The organism is Pseudomonas sp. TE3-3-F2023 (genome assembly GCF_036784815.1).
GTDB classification, from domain to species: Bacteria; Pseudomonadota; Gammaproteobacteria; order Pseudomonadales; family Pseudomonadaceae; genus Aquipseudomonas; species Aquipseudomonas pudica.
The window spans coordinates 4,328,348-4,349,241 of record NZ_CP145113.1 but is presented as its reverse complement, the minus strand read 5'-3'; the positions used below and the strand labels follow the sequence as shown (position 1 = coordinate 4,349,241).

The window sequence follows — 20,894 nt, the reverse complement described above, 5'->3', positions numbered from 1 at the left end:
TGAGGGGCTGCGTCCTTCGACCCGGCCCCGTGATGTGGAGATAACCATGTTTGACCTCAAAGGCCGCGTAGCGGTCATCACCGGCGGTGAGTCCGGTATCGGCTTAGCGCTTTCCAAGACGTTCGCAGCTGCAGGCGTGAAAACTGTCATTGGCGGGATTCTCGCTGAGCGCGGTGAGGCCGTTGCTCGTGAGCTGGCAGAAACCGGCGCTGAAGTTCGGTTCGTCAAGGTAGATGTACGCAACCAGGCAGAAGTGGAAGCGCTGGTGCAGGGCGCTGTCGACCAATATGGCCGCGTCGACATTCTGGTCAACAATGCCGGCGTCTTCGACGGTATGGCTGATATCGAGGAGACCACCGAGAACCTGTGGGATCACATGGTTGATATCAACCTCAAAGGCACCTTCTTCGGCTGCCAGGCCGCGATCAAGCACATGGTCAAGCAGAACTATGGTCGGATCATCAACACCTCGTCCATTGGTGGCCTGATCGGTGGTGCCGACGGCGCTTCCTACACCGCTTCGAAATTTGGTGTGGTTGGCCTGACCCGTCAAATCAGCAAGACGCATGCGAAGCACAACATCACCGTCAACGCAGTCTGCCCTGGTGCGATCGACACTGATGTTCGCGGCAACTCGGCTGCGATCGTTAGCTCTGCTGCAGAGTTCATGAACCGTGGTGTCGGTGCGAATCCTGAATGGATCACCCGAATCATCCCAGCTCAGCGCAAAGGTACTGCGCAGGAGATCGCGAACCTCATTTATTTCCTGGCCACTGAAGAGGCGAGCTACATCACTGGCCAAGCTATTGCTGCGGACGGAGGGTGGACTGCATGAGCCAATTCAACGACTTCAACGACGTCGAGAAAGAGATTCTCGAAACCGTTCGTAAGTACATCGCCAAAGAAGTGCGGCCCAACGTCCAGCAGCTTGAACTGAGCAAGACGTTCCCGGCAGAGATGCTCGCTGCGATGAAGGAAATGGGCCTGTTCGGTCTGGCCATCCCGGAAGAGTACGGCGGATACCAATTGCGTTTGCCGGTGTTCGCTGCCGTGATGGAAACCATTGCCGCCGGCTGGACAACCTTGGCTGCCTTCATCAACAGCCACTGCACCGTGGCGTATGCGATCAGCAAGCACGGTACCGAAGAGCAAAAGCGTCAATACCTGCCTTTGATGGCGACCGGTGAGCACCGTGGCGCACTCTGCCTGACCGAGCCAGCAGCTGGCTCTGACCTGCAGTCGATCACCACCGTTGCGTCGTCTGACGAATCGGACTTCGTGATCAACGGCACCAAGATCTTCGTAACCAATGGTGAGCGTGCCACGCTGCTGCTGACGTTGGCTCGTACTAGCGTCGATGCCGAAACTGGTCGTCCACGTCTGAGTCTGTTCCTGGTCGAAAAAACTTTCCCAGGCGTCACTGTGGAAAGCGAATTCCACAAGATGGCCTACACCCAAGTCGACACTGTCGAGATCCTGCTTTCCAAGGTCAAAGTGCCTGCGACTGCTGTCGTCGGTGGCAAAACTGGTCTGGGCATGCGCCACCTGCTGGACTCGCTCGAAGTCGGTCGTATCGCTATCGCTGCTAGTGCTGTTGGCTTGGCCGCGAATGCCCTTGCAGAAGCCAAGCGCTATGCAAGCGAGCGTAGCTCCTTCGGCGTGACCATCGACAAGCACCAGGCCGTTCAGCTGCGTATGGCCGACATGGCCACCAAGCTGGTCGCTGCTCGCCTGATGACCGCAGAAGCGGCTCGTGCGAAGGAAGCGGGTCATCGCGCAGACATGCTGTCTGGTATGGCCAAGCTCCTCGCTAGCGAATCGGCCAAGGAAATCTGTGAAGACGCGCTGCGTATCCACGGCGGCTACGGCTACATCAACGAGTTTCCGGTAGAGCGCCTGTACCGCGAAGCGCCTCTCTACATCGTGGGTGAAGGCACCAACGATATTCAGAAGATCGTCATCGCTCGTCGCATCATCGACGGTAGCGAAGTGGACGCCCTGGGGCTGCCAGCATGACCACGACCGTCTGCTTGACTTTCGACTTCGATGGTGTGGCCATCTGGCTCAGCACCTTCAACCAGGTTTCGCCCACTCCGCTTTCGCGGGGTGAGTACGGCGCTAACGTGGGTATGCCGAGGCTCCTGGATGTTCTGAAACGTCGTGGGGTGCCAGCCACCTTCTTCGTGCCAGCGCACACGGCGACCTCCTATCCAGACCTGGTGAAGCAGGTCGTAACGGACGGTCACGAGGTCGCGTGCCACGGATTCTTGCATGAGTCTCCTGTGAACCTGGAACTGGCCGAGGAGCGTGAGCTGCTGGCCAAGAGCATCAAGGTTCTGCAGGACGTCACAGGCGTGCGGCCCCAGGGTTACCGTTCGCCGGCTTGGGACTTGAGCCCGAACACCATCCCTTTGCTGGAAGAGTTCGAGCTTCGCTACGACAGCAGCATGATGTCGAACGACTTTGCACTGTTCTATGCGCGTACTGGTGATGTCCTTACCGAAGAAGGTTTCACAAAAGGCCCCGAAAGTTCGGTGGTCGAGTTCCCTGTTGCTTGGGAGCTTGATGACTATCCGTACTTCCAGTTCATGGTGAAACCGATGAACACCGGCAATCGCCTGCCTTCGGATGTTTACAAGTATTGGGCTGCCGAGTTTGATGCCGCACGCGCTCAAAACGGTGTGTTCACTCTGACTTGCCATCCGGAAATTATTGGACGCGGCCCACGTATCAAGATGTTGGAAGAATTGATCGAGTACATGCAGAGCTTCGATGATGTTGTGTTCTCGACCATGATCAACGCTGTACCCCTGATTAATAAATAAAGGCTGGAGATAATCATGACTGCTGCTGTTAAACAAGAAGCTGGTATCGGCCAAAACGCTCTCTACTTCGATGAGCTGTATGAAGGTCAAGAGTGGAACTCCCCACGTCGCACTATCACCGAAGCAGACATCGTGATGTTTGCAGCACTCACCGGTGACCATAACCCGGTGCACACTGACGAGGAGTTCGCCAAGAACACCGTATTCGGCGGTCGTATCCTCCATGGCCCAGCTGGTTTCGCAATCGCAACCGGTCTGGAAAGCCGCCTGGGCATCAAGGAAGGCACTGCAATTGCATTCCTTGGCATGACTTGGGATCTGCGTGGCCCGATCAAGATCGGCGACACTATCCATGTCAACCAGAAGGTCGGCTCCAAGCGTGAGACCAAGAAGCCAGGCGTGGGTATCGTCAACTTCCAGGTGGCTCTGGTGAACCAGCGCGGCGAGTCGGTTCAAGAAGGCGAGTGGAAGGTCATGATGCACTGCAAGCCTGAGTAATTGATTTGCCCGCCCGCTAACGTACTATTTTTGAGGTTTTGCAAGATGATCGTAGGTTTTGTCGAAGAGCACGCTACTGAGCGAAGCGATAGTGTTGCTTTGCGGTTTGATAACAAAGTGCTCAGTTATAGTGCGTTGGCGCGCGAAATTGATCGAGCTGTTGTCCTGTTGAAAAAAGCAGGCGTCAGCGCAGATACCACCATCGCGGTTTACTGCGAGAACAATATTGAGATCATGGTGTTGTACTACGCCATGTCGAAGATGGGCGGGACATTCGTTCCGATCAATGCGGTGCTCAGTGCAGCTGAAGTCAGCTATATCCTGGGCCACGCAGATGTAAAATTCTTGTTCACCGACAAGAAGCTGCATGAGAACGCCGTTGCGGCGGTCGGTGATACAGCATGCAGCCTGGTTGAAGTCAGTGAATTTTTCAGCAATACCCTGGCCGGCACTGAAGAGGTCGAGCAGGCTGAGGCGATCAAGAACGACTTCTTGATCATCTACACCTCGGGCTCCACTGGAGTACCTAAAGCGGTGCTCTACAGCCAGCCGGCTGAGGTGGCAGGCAACGCTTCCCTCATCGATATGTGGGATGTCACGCCAAGTGACAAGCTCCTGGTCGCGCTGCCGCTGGGCTTCCTCTACGGGCTCTCGACCGCTGCCTCCATGGCACTGCAGGCCGGGTGCGAGACCATCATCCAGCGTCGATTCCACCCGCGTGAGGCCCTGGAGGCCTTTGTTGAACATGGTGTCACCGTATTCCAGGGTGTGCCTACCATGTTCTCCATGATGCTGGAGTACGCAGAGCAGAACGGCTTGGACTTCGACTTGTCCTCCATGCGTGCTGTCATCTCTGCGGGCGCTCCACTGGCAAGCGACCTCCGCACCCGTTTCAAGAGCAAATTCGGCGTCGAGATCCAGGATTATTACGCTCTCACTGAGGTGCGTCCGGTCTTTGGCAAATTTGCCGGGGATAGCACTGCAGTACCTGCAGGTGCGATTGGCAAAGCAAGCCCTTGCGTTGTGATCAAGATTGTCGACGGTGATGGCCATGAGGTTGGGCCAGGCGTGACAGGCGAAATTCTGGTGCGTGCTCCAGCTACCACCTCGGGTTACTACAAAGCGCCTGAGGTTAGCGCTGCAGCCTTTGTCGATGGATTCTTCCGCACCGGCGACCTTGGTCATGTCGATGCTCAAGGTTTCTATTACCTGACTGGTCGGATCAAGGACATCATCATCAAAGGCGGAGCCAACATCGCCCCGGCTGAGGTGGAGGAGGCGCTGCTGTCTCACCCTCAAGTCGTACAGGCTTCTGTCATCGGCGTTCCTGACCAGAAGTTTGGTGAGCTGCCGGTTGCCTACTTTGTGCCGGCGCAAGGTGCTCAACCCAAGCCAGAAGACCTGGCTGACTACTGCCGTCTGATGCTGGCTGAATTCAAAGTACCGAGCGAATTCATCGCGCTTGCAGAAATGCCCCTTGGGAATACCGGGAAAATTGACAAGAAAGTGCTGCTGAAGATGTGGAAGGAGAAAGCAAATGTCTGAGAACTTGAAAGTATCTGTTTCGGTATTCCGCATTCAGCACTACCAGCAGTTTGCTCAATTCGCTGAGCACGTTGAGCGCTTTGTCGTGGACGCCAAGGCGGCAGGCAGCCGCGTGCTGGTGTTGCCTGAGTTCCTGGCAATGGGCTTGCTGTGGACTCATTCCAGCGCTGCTGAGATCGACAATGCGAAGGTGTCGGATTTCTACCGCGAAGTGTTCAGCCCGATGCTTCCGGACTTCCAAAGCCTGTTGGCTGGCCTGGCGAAGAAACACGACATCTATCTGGTAGGCGGTACCTTCTGGCATGAAGAAGACGGTAAGGGCCTCAACAGTGCCTTCGTTTTCAGCCCGGATGGCTCCCAGTTGCGTCAGGACAAAATCCACTTGACCCGTGGTGAGCGGGCCATCAAGAGCTCGGGCGGAGAAACTCTGTCGGCGTTCGAGATCGATGGCGTCAAGTGCGGCCTGTTCGTCTGCTACGACGTCCAGTACCCAGAGCTCACCCAGGCATTGGTGGCCGAAGGAATCGAAGTCCTGTTCGTGCCGACCCTGACGGAAAAGCGCGGAGCATGGCGTAGCTGGTACAGCGCACACGCCAGGGCCCTGGAAAACCAGATTTTCGTTTGCGTGTCGCCACTCGTAGGCAACCTGGGCATTCCAAACGACTACCCGGTTAGCGGTACGGGTGAAGCATTCATCGCGTGTCCGATCGACAACCGAATGAATGTTGTGGATGGCACCTACGCGGTCTCCGATTTCAGCGAGGGTGAGGAGGGGCTGATCCATGCAGACCTCAATCTCGCCACCCTGCGGCTATCCCGGGAGCGTGGAGAGGTTCGACACCTGAAAGACCGCAGGCCTGAATTTTATAAGAAGTTGGCTGCTGAATAACTTTTGGTAGCGCGGAGCAGGTATGCCCCGCATCAAAGATACGATAGTAGCTGCGCTATAATATCGAATAGGGATTTTACTTTTACAGTGCTGCCGTGATGTGTGCTGGCCTAGCGGCCAGGCGTTTAGATTCAGTTAATAAGATAGAGAACAAAATGACTAAAGTCGCGCAGATAAAAGATGTGGGCCGTCGAGAAAACGTCTCGCCAATCCTGACTGTTGAAGGTCTCGGTAAATCCTTTGGTTCCGTTCGTGTATTAAACAATGTCGATTTCTCAATGGCTTCGGGTGAAGTGGTTGCCATCATCGGCCCAAGCGGTTCCGGTAAAAGTACATTCCTGCGATGCATCAATCAGCTTGAGCCTCCAACCGAAGGCACCATCTGCATCGGTGGGCAGACGATCGATGCGAGCAAAGGGGCTACGAAGCAGCAACTGGCATTCCTGAATCGCAAGCTCGGCATGGTCTTCCAGTCTTTCAATCTATTTCCTCACCTCACCGTTCTGGAGAACGTGAGTCTGGCCCAGCGCCGAGTGCTGAAGCGCAGTGCCAAGGAGGCTGACGAGCGCTCCATGCAGCTGCTAACTCGTGTAGGCCTGGCCTCCAAAGCGAATATGTATCCATCGCGGTGCTCCGGTGGCCAACAGCAGCGTATCGCGATCTCGCGTGCCTTGGCCCTGGATCCTGAAGTCATGCTCTTCGACGAGCCTACTTCAGCACTCGACCCGGAAGTAGGCCTGGAGGTGCTTGCGGTAATGCGTGAGCTGGCTAACGAGGGTATGACGATGATCGTCGTGACGCATGAAATGCGTTTTGCCGAGAACGTCTCTGATCGCGTGGTGGTGATGGCTGATGGCGGCATCATCGAGCAGGGGCGTAGCGCCGATGTCATGCGTAATCCTCAGCATCCACGGGTGCAACAGTTCCTGACCGCTGTGAGGGATCGGTGATGGAGACGAGCCAAATTCTGGCGGCGATGCTGGCCGCCTTACCTTGGACGATCGCTCTCACATTCGGGTCGTTCATCGGTGGAGCAATCATCGGGATCCCGATCTGTGCCATGAGGATTTCCAAACACAAGATCCTGCGGAATATCGCGATCGCGCTCATTCTGACCTTGCGCTCGATTCCGCCCATTGTCTGGCTGTTCTTCATCTTCTTCGCGTTCAGCCAGTATGTGATTCAGCTGAGCCCCTTCGTGGCGGCAATCATCGGCCTGGCACTGATCACCTCTGCAAACATGGCCGAGATCTATCGCGGAGCGTTGAGTGCAGTGCCGAAAGGGCAGTACGAAGCGACCAAGGTGCTGGGTTTGAGCACCTGGCAGAAATACGTCCACGTGATTGTTCCACAGGTAGTCAGGATCTCGGTTCCAGCGGCTAGTACCTATTGCATCGGTTTGCTTAAAGACACCGCCATTGCTTCCACGATTGGCGTCTCTGAACTGGCCCAGGTGGCAAACCATATCTCTCAGGAGACGTTCCGAGGCCTGAGTGTGTACGCCATCGCTGGCCTACTGTACTTCGCTGTCAGTGTTGTTATGGCTCTGTTGTCGCGACAGCTTGATATCCACCTTCGTGCAAAGGTTGAACGGTAATGGAGATCATTGACCGCTGGATTGAGTGGTTCCCTCAGCTGATGGATGGCTACTGGCTGAGCCTGCAGGTCACCGCCGTCAGCTTGCTGATCGGGATTCCCCTGGGACTGCTGTTTGCGTTGTGGGTTGGGTCGAAGAAACGCGTGAACCGTGCCCTCGCTCTCATCTTCATCGAGGTGGGGCGAGGTGGGCCGGTGCTGATCCTGCTGCAGTTCTTCTACTTCGGACTGCCAACGACTGGACTCACCTTGTCGTCATTCACCGCCTCGATTCTGGCTTTGGCCTGGAGTACCGGTTCGTACACCAGTGAAATTATTCGCGGGGGACTTGGGGCGGTGCCTCAGGGGCAAAGAGAGGCGGCTCGGACGCTGGGGCTCAGTAGCTGGGACGCATTGCGGATCATCATCCTGCCTCAAGGGTTGAGGATTGCGCTCCCGCCCTTGCTTGGCTTCTCCCTGGTGATCCTGCAAACCACCTCGCTTTGCTTCACCATCGCGCTACCGGAGCTCGTGGGTGTGGCGAATGACATTGGTTCTGCAACCTTTGAATATATGTCCGTGTTGCTGTTGACCGGGATGATGTATGCGGCGGTGTGCATACCGGCAACTATTTTTGTTGGACGTTATGAGAAACATTTGTCTCGGTACGAAAGTGCCTGATAAATAGTGGTTGGCGAGGTTGACTAATAAAAATATTAATTGATATTGTTAGTTTGCGTCACCACTGCGCTGGCGTATTAGTTTGCGGCTTTTCACCTGTCTTATGTACCAGCATACAGACTGGGCTTTTGCTTGTCGCTGCTAGTCTCTATCTTCGTTTTTGGGCTCCTTCGCTAATGTTTGTTAGCGTAGGCAGCCCGTTTTTTTTGAACGGGGTTTCTGATGCATTATCTTCCGAAGGCATACCTTCACTACTTGGTAGATCGCGGTGAACCTGAACGTGAGTCGGACGGCAAGAGTGAGGTATCGCAAGCAGCACTGTCGTTGTTCTTGGAATTCGGATATGCCTCGGTCAGCCTTCGCCAGATTGCAGATCTTGCCAATATCAGGCAGGGATCGATTCATAAGGTTAGCGGGGGAAAAGAGCAGGTTTTTGTCGGCTTGTTCATGGACGCGGCCACAAGCTTGCTCGAAGAGGTCAGCGCTGCGAACCCAAGGAATATGTCCGTGCCAAAGGCCATCTCAAGTTACGTAGAGTCGTATGTGCGGTGTGGGCTGCAGTACAGACTGCACCATATGCTGTTCAGGCGTGAGGGTCATCTCTTGAGCGGTGATGTTCGCTCGACGCTCAATGAGCTCCGGGATCAGAAAGTGACCCGCTTATGGGAAGTCTTGGCGGTAGGCCAAGCCAAGCAAATCTTTGCTGTCCAAGATGCTCGTTTTGCGGCAAAGGCTATCGTGGCAATGCTCGATGAGCTGATAAATAACTCAACCATCAGCGGCGATAAGCTTCAAGACTCGATAGAGGATTTGCAAAGCATGGCGCTTAGGCTGGCAGGCGCAGCGTAAAAAGGAAGATCGATGCGCTCTGATCAGAAGGTTTCAGCACTCATTGCATGCTCGCTGGCCTATGGTCTGGTGCTCATGGATCCAGGGCTCATCAGTGTGTCGTTGGGCGCTATCGAGCGCGACCTTGCTCTAAGGGGTACAGATCTCCGGCACCTGGTCAGCATGTACAACGTAGCGCTGGCCTCGTGCTTGATCTTGGCGGGGGCACTCTGCGATTTCATAGGCTCGAGGGGGGCGCTCGTCCTGGGCGTCGCGGTTTATTCTGCTGGCTCCATCATGTTTTCCCTATCTGACGACCTCACGCTGCTTCTTGCGGCCCGCGCAGGTCAGGGAGTAGGGGCGTCCTTGTTGATTCCTGGATCACTGGCGCTGTTGAGTTACATTTTCGAAAGCCCACGCGAAAAGATGAAGGCAATCGGATGGTGGGGAGGATTCGGCAGTATAGCGATGGCGCTCTCTCCATTGTGCGCCGGGCTCTTGCTGAGCCAATTGGGTTGGGCGAATCTATTCTACTTGAACGTCGTGTTATCCGCCGTCATCTTGATTCTGCTGGCCCCATTACCAGCAGCCAAGCTTTGTAGGGATTTTGCTTGCTTCGATTCTGTAACGCATTCCTTGTGTGTCGCTTTTTCAGCCGGCTTCGTTGTAATGCTGACCGAGCGAGGTTCGCATTCATACTGGTTGTGGGCCGCAGTCTTAATGGCTTTTCTCATAATCGTGATCAGAGAAAGCCGAGGCCCAGTCAAGGTTTTCCATCGTCCACTGGTCTTCAAACCTTCCCTAATGGCCTGCTATTTCGCTGGAGCAGTAATCAACTTCAGCTTCTATGGCGTCCTCTTCTACTTCAGCTTGAGCTTGGCACGTGATGTCAGGGTAACCCCAATCTCCACCGCCCTGGCGTTGTTGCCGGGCACGGGCGTACTTGTCGTGGGCTACATGATTGCAGGCAGGTATGCATCACCGCACAGGTTCAATCTCTTCCTGAGTGCCGGCGGATTGATCACCACCTTGGGGCTGATGATCTTCGCGATGTTCGACCTCGGCAGTGGCTTTGGCTTCCTCATGGCAGGCCTTGCATTAGTGTCGTTTGGATTGGCGCTGATCACTCCTATTGTCACGGGGCTCGTGCTTACTCTGGCGACTTCAAAGGTGGTCGGGATGGCCAACGGGATCTTCAATACGTGTCGGCAGTTCGGCATCTGTCTCGGCATCGCGATTTTCTTCACCGCACACGGCGCAGGGGGCTCAGCGGGGTTGATCCCCTTGCTTTGGCTCACGATCCTGTTGGTGATTACGGCGGTAGGAGTGACATGCTTGGTGAACTCTCTGAGGCGAGAGCAAACAGCATAAAAAGGGCCCGTGAGGGCCCTTGAGGTTTCAGGATTTGAATTGCTCGGCCAGGCTGAACTGAAGATCTGCCTGGGAGCTCAGGTGGTCGCTGATGGCCGCCGTCTCAGTGGCGCTGACACTCAGATCGTCAGTGACCTGCCGGATGTTCGTGATGTTGCGATTCACATCCTCCGCGACAGCGCTTTGTTCCTCAGCGGCAGCGGCAATCTGGAGGTTCATCTCGCTGATGACAGAGACAGCATCGCTAATGGTTCTGAACGAACGGGCTGTGGCTTGGATCGTCTCATGGCTGACCTCGGCCTTGCTGTAGCTGCTCTGCATTGAGTTGACCACGCCCTCGGTACCGGATTGCAGGCGCTCTATCACCTCCCGAATCTGTTCAATTGATTCCTGTGTGCGCATGGCCAGGTTCCGCACCTCATCCGCCACGACGGCGAAACCTCTCCCGCTTTCGCCTGCACGGGCGGCCTCGATCGCGGCATTGAGAGCGAGAAGGTTGGTTTGCTGAGCGATGCTCCGAATCACTTCCAGCACGCTTCCAATTTCTTCGCTGTTGTCTGACAGTGACCGGGCTTCTGACATCGCGGCAGACAGGTTCTCCACCAGCGCGGTGATGTCCTCAGTGCTTCGTGCGATTGCTTGCAAACCATTCTTTGCAGACTCATCGGCACCTTGGGCTGCGTTTGCTGCCCTGGCTGCACTTGCTGCTACCTCATGCGCAGTGGCACTCATTTCGTGTGAGGCTGTAGCGACCTGCTCGATTTCTCGAAGCTGCGACTGCATACCGATGCTGGTTTCTTTGGCTATCTGGTTTGACCGGCTTGCAGTAGAGCGGGTTTCGACTGTTGCTGATCGGATCTTCTGAATGGTGGGCTGCAACTTGTCCAGGAAGAGGTTGAACCAGCGCACCAATTCACCGAGCTCGTTTTTACTGGTGTAATGCAGCCGCTTGGTGAGGTCTCCCTCGCCTTCAGCGATGTCCTTCAGCATGGCCGCCACGCCGCTCATGGGCTTAGTCAGCCCAGCTGCTATGAACCACATGGCCACGGCCCCGATCAGGGCAGCAATCACGGCAATGATGGTCGAAAACACGGTGGAGTCTTGTTGCAGGTCTGACTGGGCTTTCTTCAGGGCTAGTGAGTCAGCGCTGGCTACCTCATTGGGAAGCGCCACACTGATCTTCCAGGGTGCGGAGCTGCTCAACTCCAGATTTTTGATGACCTTAAGTGAGTGGGGCTGTGCAGAGGAGGGGAGGTTGGAAGTCGACTCATCGAGCAACTGAGTTTTCTTGCCAATAGATGCAGCATCGGCGCTGTTGGCAGCAATCAATCCCTGCCCGGTAGTGATGAGCAGGTCACCTTTTCCATCATAGAGCTGGCGTTTCGCGTCTTCGGCGATCGTCTGCAGCGACGAAAGCGAAACATCAATGCCTGCTACACCAATGACCTCTCCGTCGGCCATGATCGGCGTTGAAATACTGGTCATCAAAATATTGGTGCCGGAATCCGAACCATAGAACGGCTCCAAGACACAGGTACTCTTGTTTTTGTGTGGGCAGGACATGTAGTAGTTGGCAGGAAAGCCGGACTCGCCGACAGTTGCGTTCTTCAGGCTTTCTTCTTTAGTGGCTATGTTCACTGATCGGCCATCAGGCCTCACCCAATAGCTAGAAAACCTGCCTGCCTCATTGGAGCCTGCAGCCATGGAATTAATGAAACTGCTGTCGTCTCCCAGCTGGTTCGGGTACATGATGATCCAAAGCCCCAAAATACTGGGGTGGGCTTCGAACAGCTTTTTCAATAAAATGTTCTGTTCCATGCGGATTTTTCTTACATCAGCTCCGATGCTGATGAGGGCGTGCATGGAGGACGTCTGATGAGCCAGAAACTCAACGAGATTGATCTGGCTGTTGAAAGTGCCTCTAATTTTTTCTGTCTGTTCAGCTGATTTCGAATCTAAGACTTGCTGAATATTCTGAGAGATTGTTTGGTTGCTGCTGCGGTAAGTCTGTTCGTTGTTCTCAAAGTTCCTTGATATCCCTATCGATGTGATCAAGATGATTATTGCTAATATGATAGTTAGTGATGCTAGGGTGATCTTTGTTTTGATTGCAAGGTTGTGAAGCATCTGATTCTGGCCCCTGTGTTTGTTGTTCTGGAACGGCAGTGTGATTCTTCTAATGGTTGCAACGATCATGCGTGCTAGGCGAACCTCGCACGCATGGGGCACTTCTAATTTATTTATGTGCTTCGGCCTGTTCGTATACGTTGAACTAACCTGTGGCGCTTAACTCTTCAGCTTGGTCTTGAAGGGTTAACCATTGCTCTTCAAGATTGCTAATGAGCTGGCCAATGCTCTCCAGCTCCAGGGCAATTGTCTGGACTTCTGTATAGGGCAACATGGGGCGCAGCCGACCTTCAGCCAGAGCTTTATCCTTTTGTGCTTGTGTCAGGATCTGCTCTATTTCTTCCAATTCACGTTCGATGCTTTTTAGGCGCTTCGAGCCTACGCCGTGAGGCTGGCTTTTCGGTTGGCCTTGCGTCTCGGCAACGGAGTGCTCAGCCCGTCTAGCCTCAGTGTTCCGTTTGGACTCATCAATGAGGTAGCGTTGATAGTCTTCGAGGTCACCCTCGAAGGGAGTTACATCTCCTTGACCTACTAGCCAGAATTCATCGCAGACCGCGCGAAGCAGAGCCCGATCGTGGCTTACAAGCATCACGCTTCCCTCGAATTGGTTGAGTGCGAGGGAGAGGGCTTCGCGAGTGGCAAGATCCAGGTGATTGGTAGGCTCATCGAGTAACAACAGGTTTGGCTTCTGCCAGACGATCATGCAAAGCACCAGGCGTGCTTTCTCGCCACCACTCAGTGTCCCAACGGTCTGAGTGACCATGTTTCCGTTGATGTTGAATGTGCCAAGGAAATTCCGTAGCTCCTGCTCCCGGACGCTATAGCCGGCTTGTCCTGATTTGCGTGCCAGCTCCAGCATATGGTGGAGAGCGGTCTGCTCAGGATCCAAGACGTCCAATTCCTGTTGGGCAAAATAGCCAACCGTCAGCCCTTTTCCCTCGGTGATAGATCCAGCAAGTGGTTCTAGGTCACGCGCGATGGATTTAATGAAAGTCGACTTGCCTTGGCCATTTGCACCCAACACACCAATCCTCTGTCCAGCCAGTACGGCTTTGCGCACGCGGGTGAGGACTTTATGGCCAGGGCCGCCATTTGCTGTCCGATAACCGAAATCGGCATCGTCGATCGCGATCATGGTGTTTGGGAGATGGTCGGGCTCTTTGAAGGTGAAGGAAAATTCGGCGTCGGCGACTACCGCAGTGATCTTCTCGATGCGATCCAACGCTTTGATACGGCTCTGAGCTTGCCGTGCTTTGGTTGCCTTGTAGCGGAACCGATCAATGTACTTCTGCAGGTGCTGCATCTTCTCCTGCTGCTTTTCGTGGGCGGCTTGCTGCTGTTCAAGCTTCTGAGCACGCAGGAGTTCGAATGCGCTGTAGTTACCGCTATATCGGTTGAGTTGGGCATGCTCAAGGTGAATGGTGACATCGGTGACGGCATCCAGGAATTCACGATCGTGGCTGATGACCAGCAGCGTGCCTTCATACTTCTTCAACCAAGCCTCAAGCCAAACCAGGGCATCAAGATCCAGGTGGTTGGTGGGTTCGTCCAGGAGCAGCAGATCGGATGGACTCATGAGAGCCCGGGCCAGCTGTAGCCTCATCCGCCAGCCACCGGAAAAGCTATTCACTGGTTTTTCGAGGTCGCTTGGTTTGAAGCCAAGACCGAGGATGAGGGATTGAGCTCGGGCTGTTGCATCATGGTCGCCGGCATCAGCCAAGTCACTGTAGGCCTGTGCGATTGCCATTCCATCGTCGCTTGCGGTCGCACGCTCAAGCTCCTCCCTGACGCGCATGAGTACGACATCTCCCTGTAGGACGAAGTCTGTCGCGGCGTCCGCCGTCTCTGGCATGTGCTGGTCAACCTGAGCAATACGCCATTGACGGGGGAGGTCGAGCTCGCCAGCCTCTTCTTGAAGGATGCCGCAGATAAGGGCGAACAGCGTTGATTTGCCCGCTCCGTTCCTCCCGACCAGAGAGGCCTTCTCACCCGCATTGATCGTCGTGGTTGCGTCCTGCAGTAGCACCTTTGTGCCTAATCTCAGTTCAATTTTCTTCAGAGAAATCATTTGAGTGCCTGACTGCGGTGTGAGGTTCGACGGGCGCTACGGTCGAGTTGTTTGCTCGAAAATACCGACGGGTCAGAAAATGATACCATTAGGTTTTAAAATATGCATGATGGGTTCATGACTTGAGCCTGACGTGTGTGGGGCGGACGTCGCTGTGATTGCCACGTGCAGCTCTAAGCCTTGAAAGGAGCTGGGTACATGACAAGGGACAGTGATGCACATAGGCTCATTCGAGCGCTCCATCTCGCTTTTGAAAATGCTGCAGGTGATGACCGTGCTCTGGCGGTGGTGACCCAGGCGTTCACTGGTTACCAAACGAGCCCCTCGAAGGTTCAGCGGCTCAGGCAAACCTTGCCTGCATGCTCCCATCTCGGTGCCGCCCTGACCTCGGCATCGCGGGAACTGGGCCTTTGGGGAATTTCTGAGGCCTGCAAACTCATCGCGAGCGATCTGGACTGGTACCAGACCCACTCACCGTCCCATCCAAAGTCGGCATCAGCGAACTTCTGGATTGGGCACGCAAACGCCACCCTTTATGGCCCTGGCAGCCTGGTGAGCAGTGATAGGTTGAGAATTGGGATGAGCTTGCTCGCCCCAGACGTTCGTCACCCAGACCACAGCCATGCACCTGCCAAAATGTACTTGGTCGTCTCTGAAGGTGAGTTCCGCAAGGATGGAAGCGATTGGGCGGCGCCTGGATACAGAGGTTCGCTTTACACCGAGGCCGAGGTTGTCCATGCCATGCGCTCGGGGCCGAAGCCATTGTTGGCTTTCTGGGCGTTAGGTCACGATTTGTAGAGGTGTGCGAGTGGAGCGTCTTGGCGCGTGTGTAGGGGAGGGCAAAATTGCCCTCCCACTTACCTCAAAACGACTTCTCGACGCCGAAAATAACAGTGCTTGAACAAATGTCGTCGTAACCATTGAAGCTCATGCACTCTTGTCGCGAGAGATTTGTATCGCCATACGCTGCAGACCAAACGAAGCCAAAGAGCGGCTTGCTAACTTTGGCCAGCCATAAATTGTAGCTGTCTCGGGTCTGCCCACTGCCATTGACAAAAACTGGATCTTTGTAATCCACCTTGCCATAAGTGAGGTCTAGCTTAATCTCGTGTGGAAGATTGGCTGTATAGCCCGCAAAGCTGTAGAGATAGCTTTGATCATCAAAGAGATCGTCTGAGTAATATCCACCGATGTTGAAGCCGTATGCGGACAGCTTGGCATAGTATTCAGAGTAGTTGGAAAAAGATTGCTTTGGGTACTCGTATTGGTAGTAGGCGAGGTCAAGAGAGACATCGTCCGAGATCTGCCAGAAATATCCCGCGTAGTAATCTATTTCCTGGCGTGTCTTGCTGCCGTTTCCGAAGTCGACGTTGGACGACCACACGCCGGCGTACAGGCCGCTTGAGTGGATTAGCGTGGCTGACGCTTGTAAAGCAGGGTCTCCCTTGGTTTGCGACATACCTCGTGACCAGTAGTCGCTGAACACTCCAGCCGTCAGTGCAATCGAAAAATCATCGCTAAGTTGGGCGGCACTGGCGAGACTCGATGAAGCACCAATAAGCGAAGCTGCCAAGATGCTGAATCTTTTATTCACGTTTTTTTTCCTATTGTCGTGTATGCAGATTTCGGTGGATTGTTGTTTGCGCAGCTAGGTTGTTAACTGAAAATAAACCACTGGGTATGTTAAGGTCATACTCGGTAGTCAGTATTTTTGGCGAGCAAACATGTGGTGCTCGTTCAGAGAACCTTTAATGGTTTCTTATGGAAATTGAGTTGCCCAGTCTCTGGCTGAAAGCCGGCTATTGATGTGTATCTGAAAGGGCTGAATCAGCCCGTTACTCAAGAAGTATTGCTCTCCAGCCGGTGGATGAAACAGGTTGGCCTGATTCAAGATATGTGTGATTGAGAGAGCCGACTGGAGCACTCGCTGTGTTAGACACAACAACCCGCCCCTCGTGATTGCAGAGTAGGCACTCCCGAGTTATACGTGACAGAGGCGTGGCCACGATTCGCTCAAAGTCACTGAGTCGAATATCTGCGGCACTCACCCCCAAGAATTGCTCTTGGACAATGATAGGTGTTGCTAACGTGATGATGTGTTTGTCGAAGTCAACATAGGGCCCTACAATTGCCGGGCGCCGTTGCGTCTTCGGGATTACCATCCAGTCAGCATTTGGGTACTCATAAAAATTGCCGCGCCATGGGTATCTTATGTTCGAATCATCTTGAATGATTCCGTCTGCATCGATCTCGATCCAGTTGAGCCAGAAGGGGGAGTTTTCAATTACGCCCTCATCCAGCACTATGCCCAAGGCATAAGCGTAGCTTCCCAGGTTTGTCAGGGAGCGAACCAAGTCTGGGCGGATTTTTGACAAACCAGATTCCGAAATGCCTTTCTTGGTTTTCTTTGAATTCGAAACCAGCAACTCAAAGCGATTTGCAAGCTTTTCCAACTCGACGAAAGTCGACTCGAAAACAGCACTGGCTGATTCTACCAACGGCTGCAACATTATGCGGTCTCTAACTTTTCGCCTAAAGTAGACTCTGAGCTCTGAGCAATCAGTTTCAATCTTAAGCGTACAAGATTGTCAAAAGACACACGAGTCCGTGACCGCGCCACATTCCCGGCTTCGATGCCTTCACCTAGAGTGATTTTCTCAAGAATCTCACCGACGGTGGCAGCGCACAGGTCGGTATATTCTTGTTCTTCATGGGCCAGGGCCAATAACCAACCAAAATCTTCGTATACCTGCAGTGCCGCAGCGCTCAGCCGGACTGATTGCGCAACGGACGCTAGCTCGACGTCAAAGCGCGCATGGGCACGACAGGCTGTCAACGCATCCTTGGCCTCAGCAATCCTGATTTTATACAAAACCAGCCGAGCAATATTGGCCGGTGAAGCTCTAGTAGCCGCAAGCTCTGCAGACTCGCCAAGCAACATGGCTTTCCAGTCCGCCAAATCTCTCAGTGTTACTGCCGAGAGCTCCTGTAGCCGACTCATGGCTTTCTCTCTCACGAGCTTTGAGGCGTGGTTTACAAACGTTCCTCCGCCTCGACCAGGCTTTGTATCTACCATGCCCTCCGCTCGGAGTTGAGCTAGTGCCTCCCTTAACGTGAACGCTGTCACGTGAAGCTCTTTGGCAAGCAGCGCTTCTTTGGGCAGCATCTCGCCATGCTGAAGAAACCCAAGATCGATGGCCGTGCGCAATCTTGCTATCACGGAGTCAACGCCAAATGTTTGCTCTGCTCGCAAAGCAAACATGGTCAGGCGCTGGGGATGGTTTACACCACTGATCATTGAGTCCTCATGGGAGTGCATTCGAGCCGGTTTCCTATTCTACCTAACTAAAGCTCCGGGTCGAGGCTAGCGCTTGGAACCCTGGCCGGCCTTGCAGTGAGCGCCGGCTAGGGTTGTGGCGGTTAAGCGCCGTATCCAACGATCGCTTTGATCTCCAGGTATTCAGTGAGGGCGTGTGGCCCACCTTCTCGCCCATTTCCAGAATGCTTATAGCCGCCGAATGGGGCCATCACATCCCAGTGCGGGTAATTGACGAAGACCGATCCGGCGCGGAGCTTCCTGGCAACCGCGTTTGCTTTCGCTTTGTCACCCGACTGAACGTATGCGGCCAGGCCGTAATGGCTGGAGTTTGCATAGTCGATTGCCTGTTCTTCGGTATCGTAAGGGGAGATCACAAGCACAGGGCCGAAGATCTCCTCCTTCACAATGGCCATGTTCTCATGTGCATCAGCGAAGATGGTCGGCTTGGCGTAGAAACCTACAGCCAAGTGATCAGGTCGTCCCAGACCGCCTGCGACCAAGCGAGCGCCGTCCTGAATGCCGGACTCGATGAGGGTTTGCACCTTGTCGAACTGCATCCGGCTGGCGAGTGGGCCATATTCCGTTGAGGCGTTGCTTGGCTTGTCCACCACGGCTTCGTTTGCGATTTTCGCCGCGATTTCCAGTGCTTGCTCGTAGTGCTCTGCTGGAACGAGCATGTGAGTAGGGGCATCACAGGACTGCCCGCTGTTGCTGAGGCATACCGTTACGCCAGTCGCGACTGCTTGCTCCAGATCGGCATCTCGCAAAATGATGTTGGCAGACTTGCCGCCCAGTTCCTGGGTAACGCGTTTGACCGTGTCTGCAGCGGACTTGGCCACCTGAATGCCTGCTCGCGTTGATCCAGTGAAGGAAACCATATGGATGTCGGGGTGCCGCGAGATCGCGTCCCCCACTGTTGGCCCATCACCGTTCACCAGGTTGAACACACCTGCGGGTACGCCAGCCTGCTCAAGAATTTCTGCGAAGATGATGGCGTCGAGTGGGGCAATCTCACTCGGCTTGAGCACGACTGTACAACCAGCGGCAATCGCTGGAATGACTTTGCAGATGACTTGGTTGAGTGGCCAGTTCCAGGGCGTGATCAGGCCCACCACCCCGATAGGCTCTTTGAGGACTTGTGTGGTACCCAGCGACTCTTCGAATTTGTAAGTCCGGAGGATGTCGATCATCGCTTCGACGTGAGCGATACAGGTGAAGGTTTGTGCCTCTCGGGCGAACGTGATCGGTGCGCCCATTTCGCGGCTGATGATCTGAGCAATCTCTTCACGTCGCTCCTCCAGTCCACGTCGAATGGCGTCCAGCAAGAAGATACGATTTTCGACCGTGCTTTTCGAGAAGGTTTCGAACGCTTTCGAGGCTGCTTTGACGGCGAGATCAACGTCTTCTTTTGTACCCATCGCGATTTCGGCAAACGCTTCCTCGGTCGCTGGATCAATCACAGCAAGCAGCGAGGGTGTGGACAATGCAGGTGCTACCCACTGTCCATCGATGAAGAACTTCGAATACTTCTGCATGTCGCTTAACTTCCATTCCTAAGGTGGCGTTGTTGGGCCGCAAGTGATAGCAACCCGTTGTAAGGAGTCAGATCTCTTGACGTCCGATCGCTCTGTAAACCAGAGGCGATGAGCGTTTTAGCCACAGGGCATAGACGCAGCCGAAGAACAGCGAGCCGAAAAGGAATGCGAGCAGGATCATGGCAACACTCTCGCTACCTGTAAGCAGCCCGATGTTCTCGGTTGCCAACCACGCGGTCACGGACAGGCCGATGAGCGCGAGGGCAGGGGCTAGCTTCGTCTTCATGGCACTCACGCTGTTGGGCGTTTTGATGAAGAACACGATGACCGCCACCGTGGTCAGGATCTGGAGGATCAGCAACGTGTAACCGGCGATGCCGATGAGTGAGGCGTATCCCGAGTAGGGCTCCACTGCTGAGTAAATGGCGGCGAGCAGGCTGGCCACAGTAATGACGGCGACCAGTCCAGAGGCGCGGTACGGCGACTCATGAGTGGGATGCACCGTGCTCAGTGCTTTGAACAAGACGCCGTCAACACTCAGTGAGTAGATGTACCGAGCCAGGATGTTATGGATGGCAAGTACACACGCGAAAATGCTGCTGCATACCAGGGTGTGGACGATGCTGACCCCCACATTACCCAGGTAGGCCTCAATGACAGCCATGCCGGCATTCGAAGGGTCGTTGATCGACTTATCTAGAGCTACGTCCGGCCCCCATCCCCAGATAAAGCAAAGCGTGGCCGAGGCGAACATCACCGACATGGCAATAATCGAGATGTAGGTTGCCCGGGGGACAGTGATTTCCGGATCGCGCGCCTCCTCACGGAAGACAGCGGTGGCTTCGAAACCTGCGAAACACGTGACACCGAAAAGAACCGCCAGGCCAATCGAGCCGGAGGTGAGGACTTCAGGGGTCATCCACGACAGTGACAGCCCGTTAGCTCCCCCATCTTGAAACACAGCGGCTTCCCAGACGAAGGTGATGATGACTTCGCACACGAGTGCCAGGGAAAGCAGCTTTGCTGAAAGCGAAATTCGGAAGTGGCCGAGCACTGCGACAATGGCCGCGAATCCTAGCGACCACTGCCACCAGGGCAGCTTCTCCAGACCGAGCCATGACAGCGAAATCGTCGAGAAGGTCACCCCCACGTAGAGATACGCCCCGATCAACATGAACGTGTAGGCCAAGATGGCCATGAATGCACTGCCCAGCCCCAAAGAGCGGCCCAGGCCGGCAGTGATGTACGCGTAGTACGCCCCAGCGTTGGGAACGTGCCGAGCCATCGTGGTAAAGCCGACGGCAAAAAGAAGCATCAATCCGCCTGCCGCCAGATAGGTGAGAGGAGCGCCCAGGCCGTTTCCCATGCCAATGATCACTGGAATCAAACCAATGATGATGGTCAGTGGAGCGTTATAGGCCAGCACAGTGAAAACGATGTCGAAGGTGCCGAGATTGCCACGCAGACGCTGTGATGATTGGTGCTGTTGTCGGGCCGTCATTGTGAGCCCTGCAGGTTCCGAATAACTCATAGATTCTATCCCCGTCTATGCAGAGGTGCCGCCAAGGTGAGTTGGTGCTTGATGCGAATGCAGGCGTCTCAGGACTGGTATTAGCCCGTCCGAGCGTTTGTC

At 54.6% G+C, this 20,894-nt stretch carries 19 protein-coding genes; 12 read left to right on the top strand and 7 right to left on the bottom strand.

What is annotated here, in order from left to right:
- The first annotated feature begins 46 nt into the window (after positions 1 to 46).
- The 11 genes from V3314_RS19975 to V3314_RS19925 all read left to right on the top strand — a co-directional run bounded on the left by V3314_RS19975 (position 47) and on the right by V3314_RS19925 (position 10,212).
- Positions 47 to 835: an SDR family NAD(P)-dependent oxidoreductase gene (locus V3314_RS19975; RefSeq protein ID WP_088512391.1), complete on the top strand. Its 789-nt coding sequence runs from the start codon at positions 47 to 49 to the stop codon at positions 833 to 835.
- Positions 832 to 2,016, top strand: a complete 1,185-nt coding sequence (locus V3314_RS19970) for an acyl-CoA dehydrogenase family protein (protein ID WP_088512390.1) — start codon at positions 832 to 834, stop codon at positions 2,014 to 2,016. Before V3314_RS19975 ends, V3314_RS19970 begins: the two co-directional genes overlap by 4 nt.
- Positions 2,013 to 2,825, top strand: coding sequence for a polysaccharide deacetylase (locus tag V3314_RS19965; protein WP_088512389.1), 813 nt, complete (start codon positions 2,013 to 2,015; stop codon positions 2,823 to 2,825). The genes V3314_RS19970 and V3314_RS19965 overlap by 4 nt, the downstream gene beginning before the upstream one ends.
- A 15-nt stretch (positions 2,826 to 2,840) precedes the next feature.
- Positions 2,841 to 3,323 (top strand): MaoC/PaaZ C-terminal domain-containing protein, encoded by a 483-nt coding sequence (locus tag V3314_RS19960; RefSeq protein WP_042571930.1) that lies wholly within the window; start codon positions 2,841 to 2,843, stop codon positions 3,321 to 3,323.
- A gap of 45 nt (positions 3,324 to 3,368) precedes the next feature.
- Positions 3,369 to 4,868, top strand: coding sequence for a class I adenylate-forming enzyme family protein (locus V3314_RS19955; RefSeq protein WP_088512388.1), 1,500 nt, complete (start codon positions 3,369 to 3,371; stop codon positions 4,866 to 4,868).
- Positions 4,861 to 5,757: a nitrilase-related carbon-nitrogen hydrolase gene (locus V3314_RS19950; RefSeq protein WP_088512387.1), complete on the top strand. Its 897-nt coding sequence runs from the start codon at positions 4,861 to 4,863 to the stop codon at positions 5,755 to 5,757. The genes V3314_RS19955 and V3314_RS19950 overlap by 8 nt, the downstream gene beginning before the upstream one ends.
- Before the next feature lie 155 nt (positions 5,758 to 5,912).
- On the top strand, positions 5,913 to 6,707 hold the full coding sequence (locus V3314_RS19945) for an amino acid ABC transporter ATP-binding protein (RefSeq protein ID WP_088512386.1): 795 nt from the start codon (positions 5,913 to 5,915) through the stop codon (positions 6,705 to 6,707).
- Positions 6,707 to 7,354: an amino acid ABC transporter permease gene (locus tag V3314_RS19940; RefSeq protein WP_088512385.1), complete on the top strand. Its 648-nt coding sequence runs from the start codon at positions 6,707 to 6,709 to the stop codon at positions 7,352 to 7,354. The genes V3314_RS19945 and V3314_RS19940 overlap by 1 nt, the downstream gene beginning before the upstream one ends.
- Entirely contained in the window at positions 7,354 to 8,013 is a 660-nt protein-coding gene (locus V3314_RS19935; RefSeq protein WP_088512384.1) for an amino acid ABC transporter permease, read from the top strand. The genes V3314_RS19940 and V3314_RS19935 overlap by 1 nt, the downstream gene beginning before the upstream one ends.
- A 222-nt stretch (positions 8,014 to 8,235) precedes the next feature.
- Complete coding sequence (locus tag V3314_RS19930; RefSeq protein ID WP_088512383.1) at positions 8,236 to 8,862, top strand: TetR/AcrR family transcriptional regulator; 627 nt, start codon at positions 8,236 to 8,238, stop codon at positions 8,860 to 8,862.
- A gap of 12 nt (positions 8,863 to 8,874) precedes the next feature.
- The gene (locus V3314_RS19925) at positions 8,875 to 10,212 is read left to right on the top strand and encodes an MFS transporter (protein ID WP_088512382.1); all 1,338 of its coding nucleotides are present in this window, start codon (positions 8,875 to 8,877) and stop codon (positions 10,210 to 10,212) included.
- A gap of 27 nt (positions 10,213 to 10,239) precedes the next feature.
- On the opposite strand, the gene V3314_RS19920 is transcribed toward V3314_RS19925, so the two are convergent.
- Entirely contained in the window at positions 10,240 to 12,408 is a 2,169-nt protein-coding gene (locus V3314_RS19920) for a methyl-accepting chemotaxis protein (RefSeq protein ID WP_088512381.1), read from the bottom strand.
- 76 nt (positions 12,409 to 12,484) lie between these two features.
- The gene (locus tag V3314_RS19915; RefSeq protein ID WP_088512380.1) at positions 12,485 to 14,407 is read right to left on the bottom strand and encodes an ATP-binding cassette domain-containing protein; all 1,923 of its coding nucleotides are present in this window, start codon (positions 14,405 to 14,407) and stop codon (positions 12,485 to 12,487) included.
- 198 nt (positions 14,408 to 14,605) lie between these two features.
- Between V3314_RS19915 and V3314_RS19910 the strand changes: the two genes are divergently transcribed.
- Positions 14,606 to 15,205 carry a dimethylsulfonioproprionate lyase family protein gene (locus V3314_RS19910; RefSeq protein WP_088512379.1) on the top strand — a complete coding sequence of 200 codons (600 nt, stop codon included), beginning with the start codon at positions 14,606 to 14,608 and terminating at the stop codon, positions 15,203 to 15,205.
- A gap of 64 nt (positions 15,206 to 15,269) precedes the next feature.
- Here the strand turns inward: V3314_RS19910 and V3314_RS19905 are convergent, their stop codons facing one another.
- The 5 genes from V3314_RS19905 to V3314_RS19885 all read right to left on the bottom strand — a co-directional run bounded on the left by V3314_RS19905 (position 15,270) and on the right by V3314_RS19885 (position 20,792).
- Positions 15,270 to 16,001, bottom strand: a complete 732-nt coding sequence (locus V3314_RS19905; RefSeq protein WP_088512378.1) for a TorF family putative porin — start codon at positions 15,999 to 16,001, stop codon at positions 15,270 to 15,272.
- 241 nt (positions 16,002 to 16,242) lie between these two features.
- Complete coding sequence (locus tag V3314_RS19900; RefSeq protein ID WP_178085885.1) at positions 16,243 to 16,917, bottom strand: cache domain-containing protein; 675 nt, start codon at positions 16,915 to 16,917, stop codon at positions 16,243 to 16,245.
- Positions 16,917 to 17,705, bottom strand: coding sequence for a GntR family transcriptional regulator (locus V3314_RS19895; protein WP_088512376.1), 789 nt, complete (start codon positions 17,703 to 17,705; stop codon positions 16,917 to 16,919). Before V3314_RS19895 ends, V3314_RS19900 begins: the two co-directional genes overlap by 1 nt.
- Positions 17,706 to 17,827: 122 nt before the next feature.
- A complete protein-coding gene (locus tag V3314_RS19890; RefSeq protein WP_088512375.1) occupies positions 17,828 to 19,261 on the bottom strand; it encodes an aldehyde dehydrogenase family protein in 1,434 nt (477 codons plus the stop codon).
- 67 nt (positions 19,262 to 19,328) lie between these two features.
- The gene (locus V3314_RS19885; protein WP_233687878.1) at positions 19,329 to 20,792 is read right to left on the bottom strand and encodes an APC family permease; all 1,464 of its coding nucleotides are present in this window, start codon (positions 20,790 to 20,792) and stop codon (positions 19,329 to 19,331) included.
- Between the last annotated feature and the right edge of the window lie 102 nt (positions 20,793 to 20,894).

Coding starts and splice junctions, on each gene's coding strand:
- V3314_RS19975 (WP_088512391.1), top strand. CDS start 47: ATGTTTGACCTCAAAGGCCGCGTAGCGGTCATCACCGGCGGTGAGTCC.
- V3314_RS19970 (WP_088512390.1), top strand. CDS start 832: ATGAGCCAATTCAACGACTTCAACGACGTCGAGAAAGAGATTCTCGAA.
- V3314_RS19965 (WP_088512389.1), top strand. CDS start 2,013: ATGACCACGACCGTCTGCTTGACTTTCGACTTCGATGGTGTGGCCATC.
- V3314_RS19960 (WP_042571930.1), top strand. CDS start 2,841: ATGACTGCTGCTGTTAAACAAGAAGCTGGTATCGGCCAAAACGCTCTC.
- V3314_RS19955 (WP_088512388.1), top strand. CDS start 3,369: ATGATCGTAGGTTTTGTCGAAGAGCACGCTACTGAGCGAAGCGATAGT.
- V3314_RS19950 (WP_088512387.1), top strand. CDS start 4,861: ATGTCTGAGAACTTGAAAGTATCTGTTTCGGTATTCCGCATTCAGCAC.
- V3314_RS19945 (WP_088512386.1), top strand. CDS start 5,913: ATGACTAAAGTCGCGCAGATAAAAGATGTGGGCCGTCGAGAAAACGTC.
- V3314_RS19940 (WP_088512385.1), top strand. CDS start 6,707: ATGGAGACGAGCCAAATTCTGGCGGCGATGCTGGCCGCCTTACCTTGG.
- V3314_RS19935 (WP_088512384.1), top strand. CDS start 7,354: ATGGAGATCATTGACCGCTGGATTGAGTGGTTCCCTCAGCTGATGGAT.
- V3314_RS19930 (WP_088512383.1), top strand. CDS start 8,236: ATGCATTATCTTCCGAAGGCATACCTTCACTACTTGGTAGATCGCGGT.
- V3314_RS19925 (WP_088512382.1), top strand. CDS start 8,875: ATGCGCTCTGATCAGAAGGTTTCAGCACTCATTGCATGCTCGCTGGCC.
- V3314_RS19920 (WP_088512381.1), bottom strand. CDS start 12,408: ATGATCGTTGCAACCATTAGAAGAATCACACTGCCGTTCCAGAACAAC.
- V3314_RS19915 (WP_088512380.1), bottom strand. CDS start 14,407: ATGATTTCTCTGAAGAAAATTGAACTGAGATTAGGCACAAAGGTGCTA.
- V3314_RS19910 (WP_088512379.1), top strand. CDS start 14,606: ATGACAAGGGACAGTGATGCACATAGGCTCATTCGAGCGCTCCATCTC.
- V3314_RS19900 (WP_178085885.1), bottom strand. CDS start 16,917: ATGTTGCAGCCGTTGGTAGAATCAGCCAGTGCTGTTTTCGAGTCGACT.
- V3314_RS19895 (WP_088512376.1), bottom strand. CDS start 17,705: ATGATCAGTGGTGTAAACCATCCCCAGCGCCTGACCATGTTTGCTTTG.
- V3314_RS19890 (WP_088512375.1), bottom strand. CDS start 19,261: ATGCAGAAGTATTCGAAGTTCTTCATCGATGGACAGTGGGTAGCACCT.
- V3314_RS19885 (WP_233687878.1), bottom strand. CDS start 20,792: ATGAGTTATTCGGAACCTGCAGGGCTCACAATGACGGCCCGACAACAG.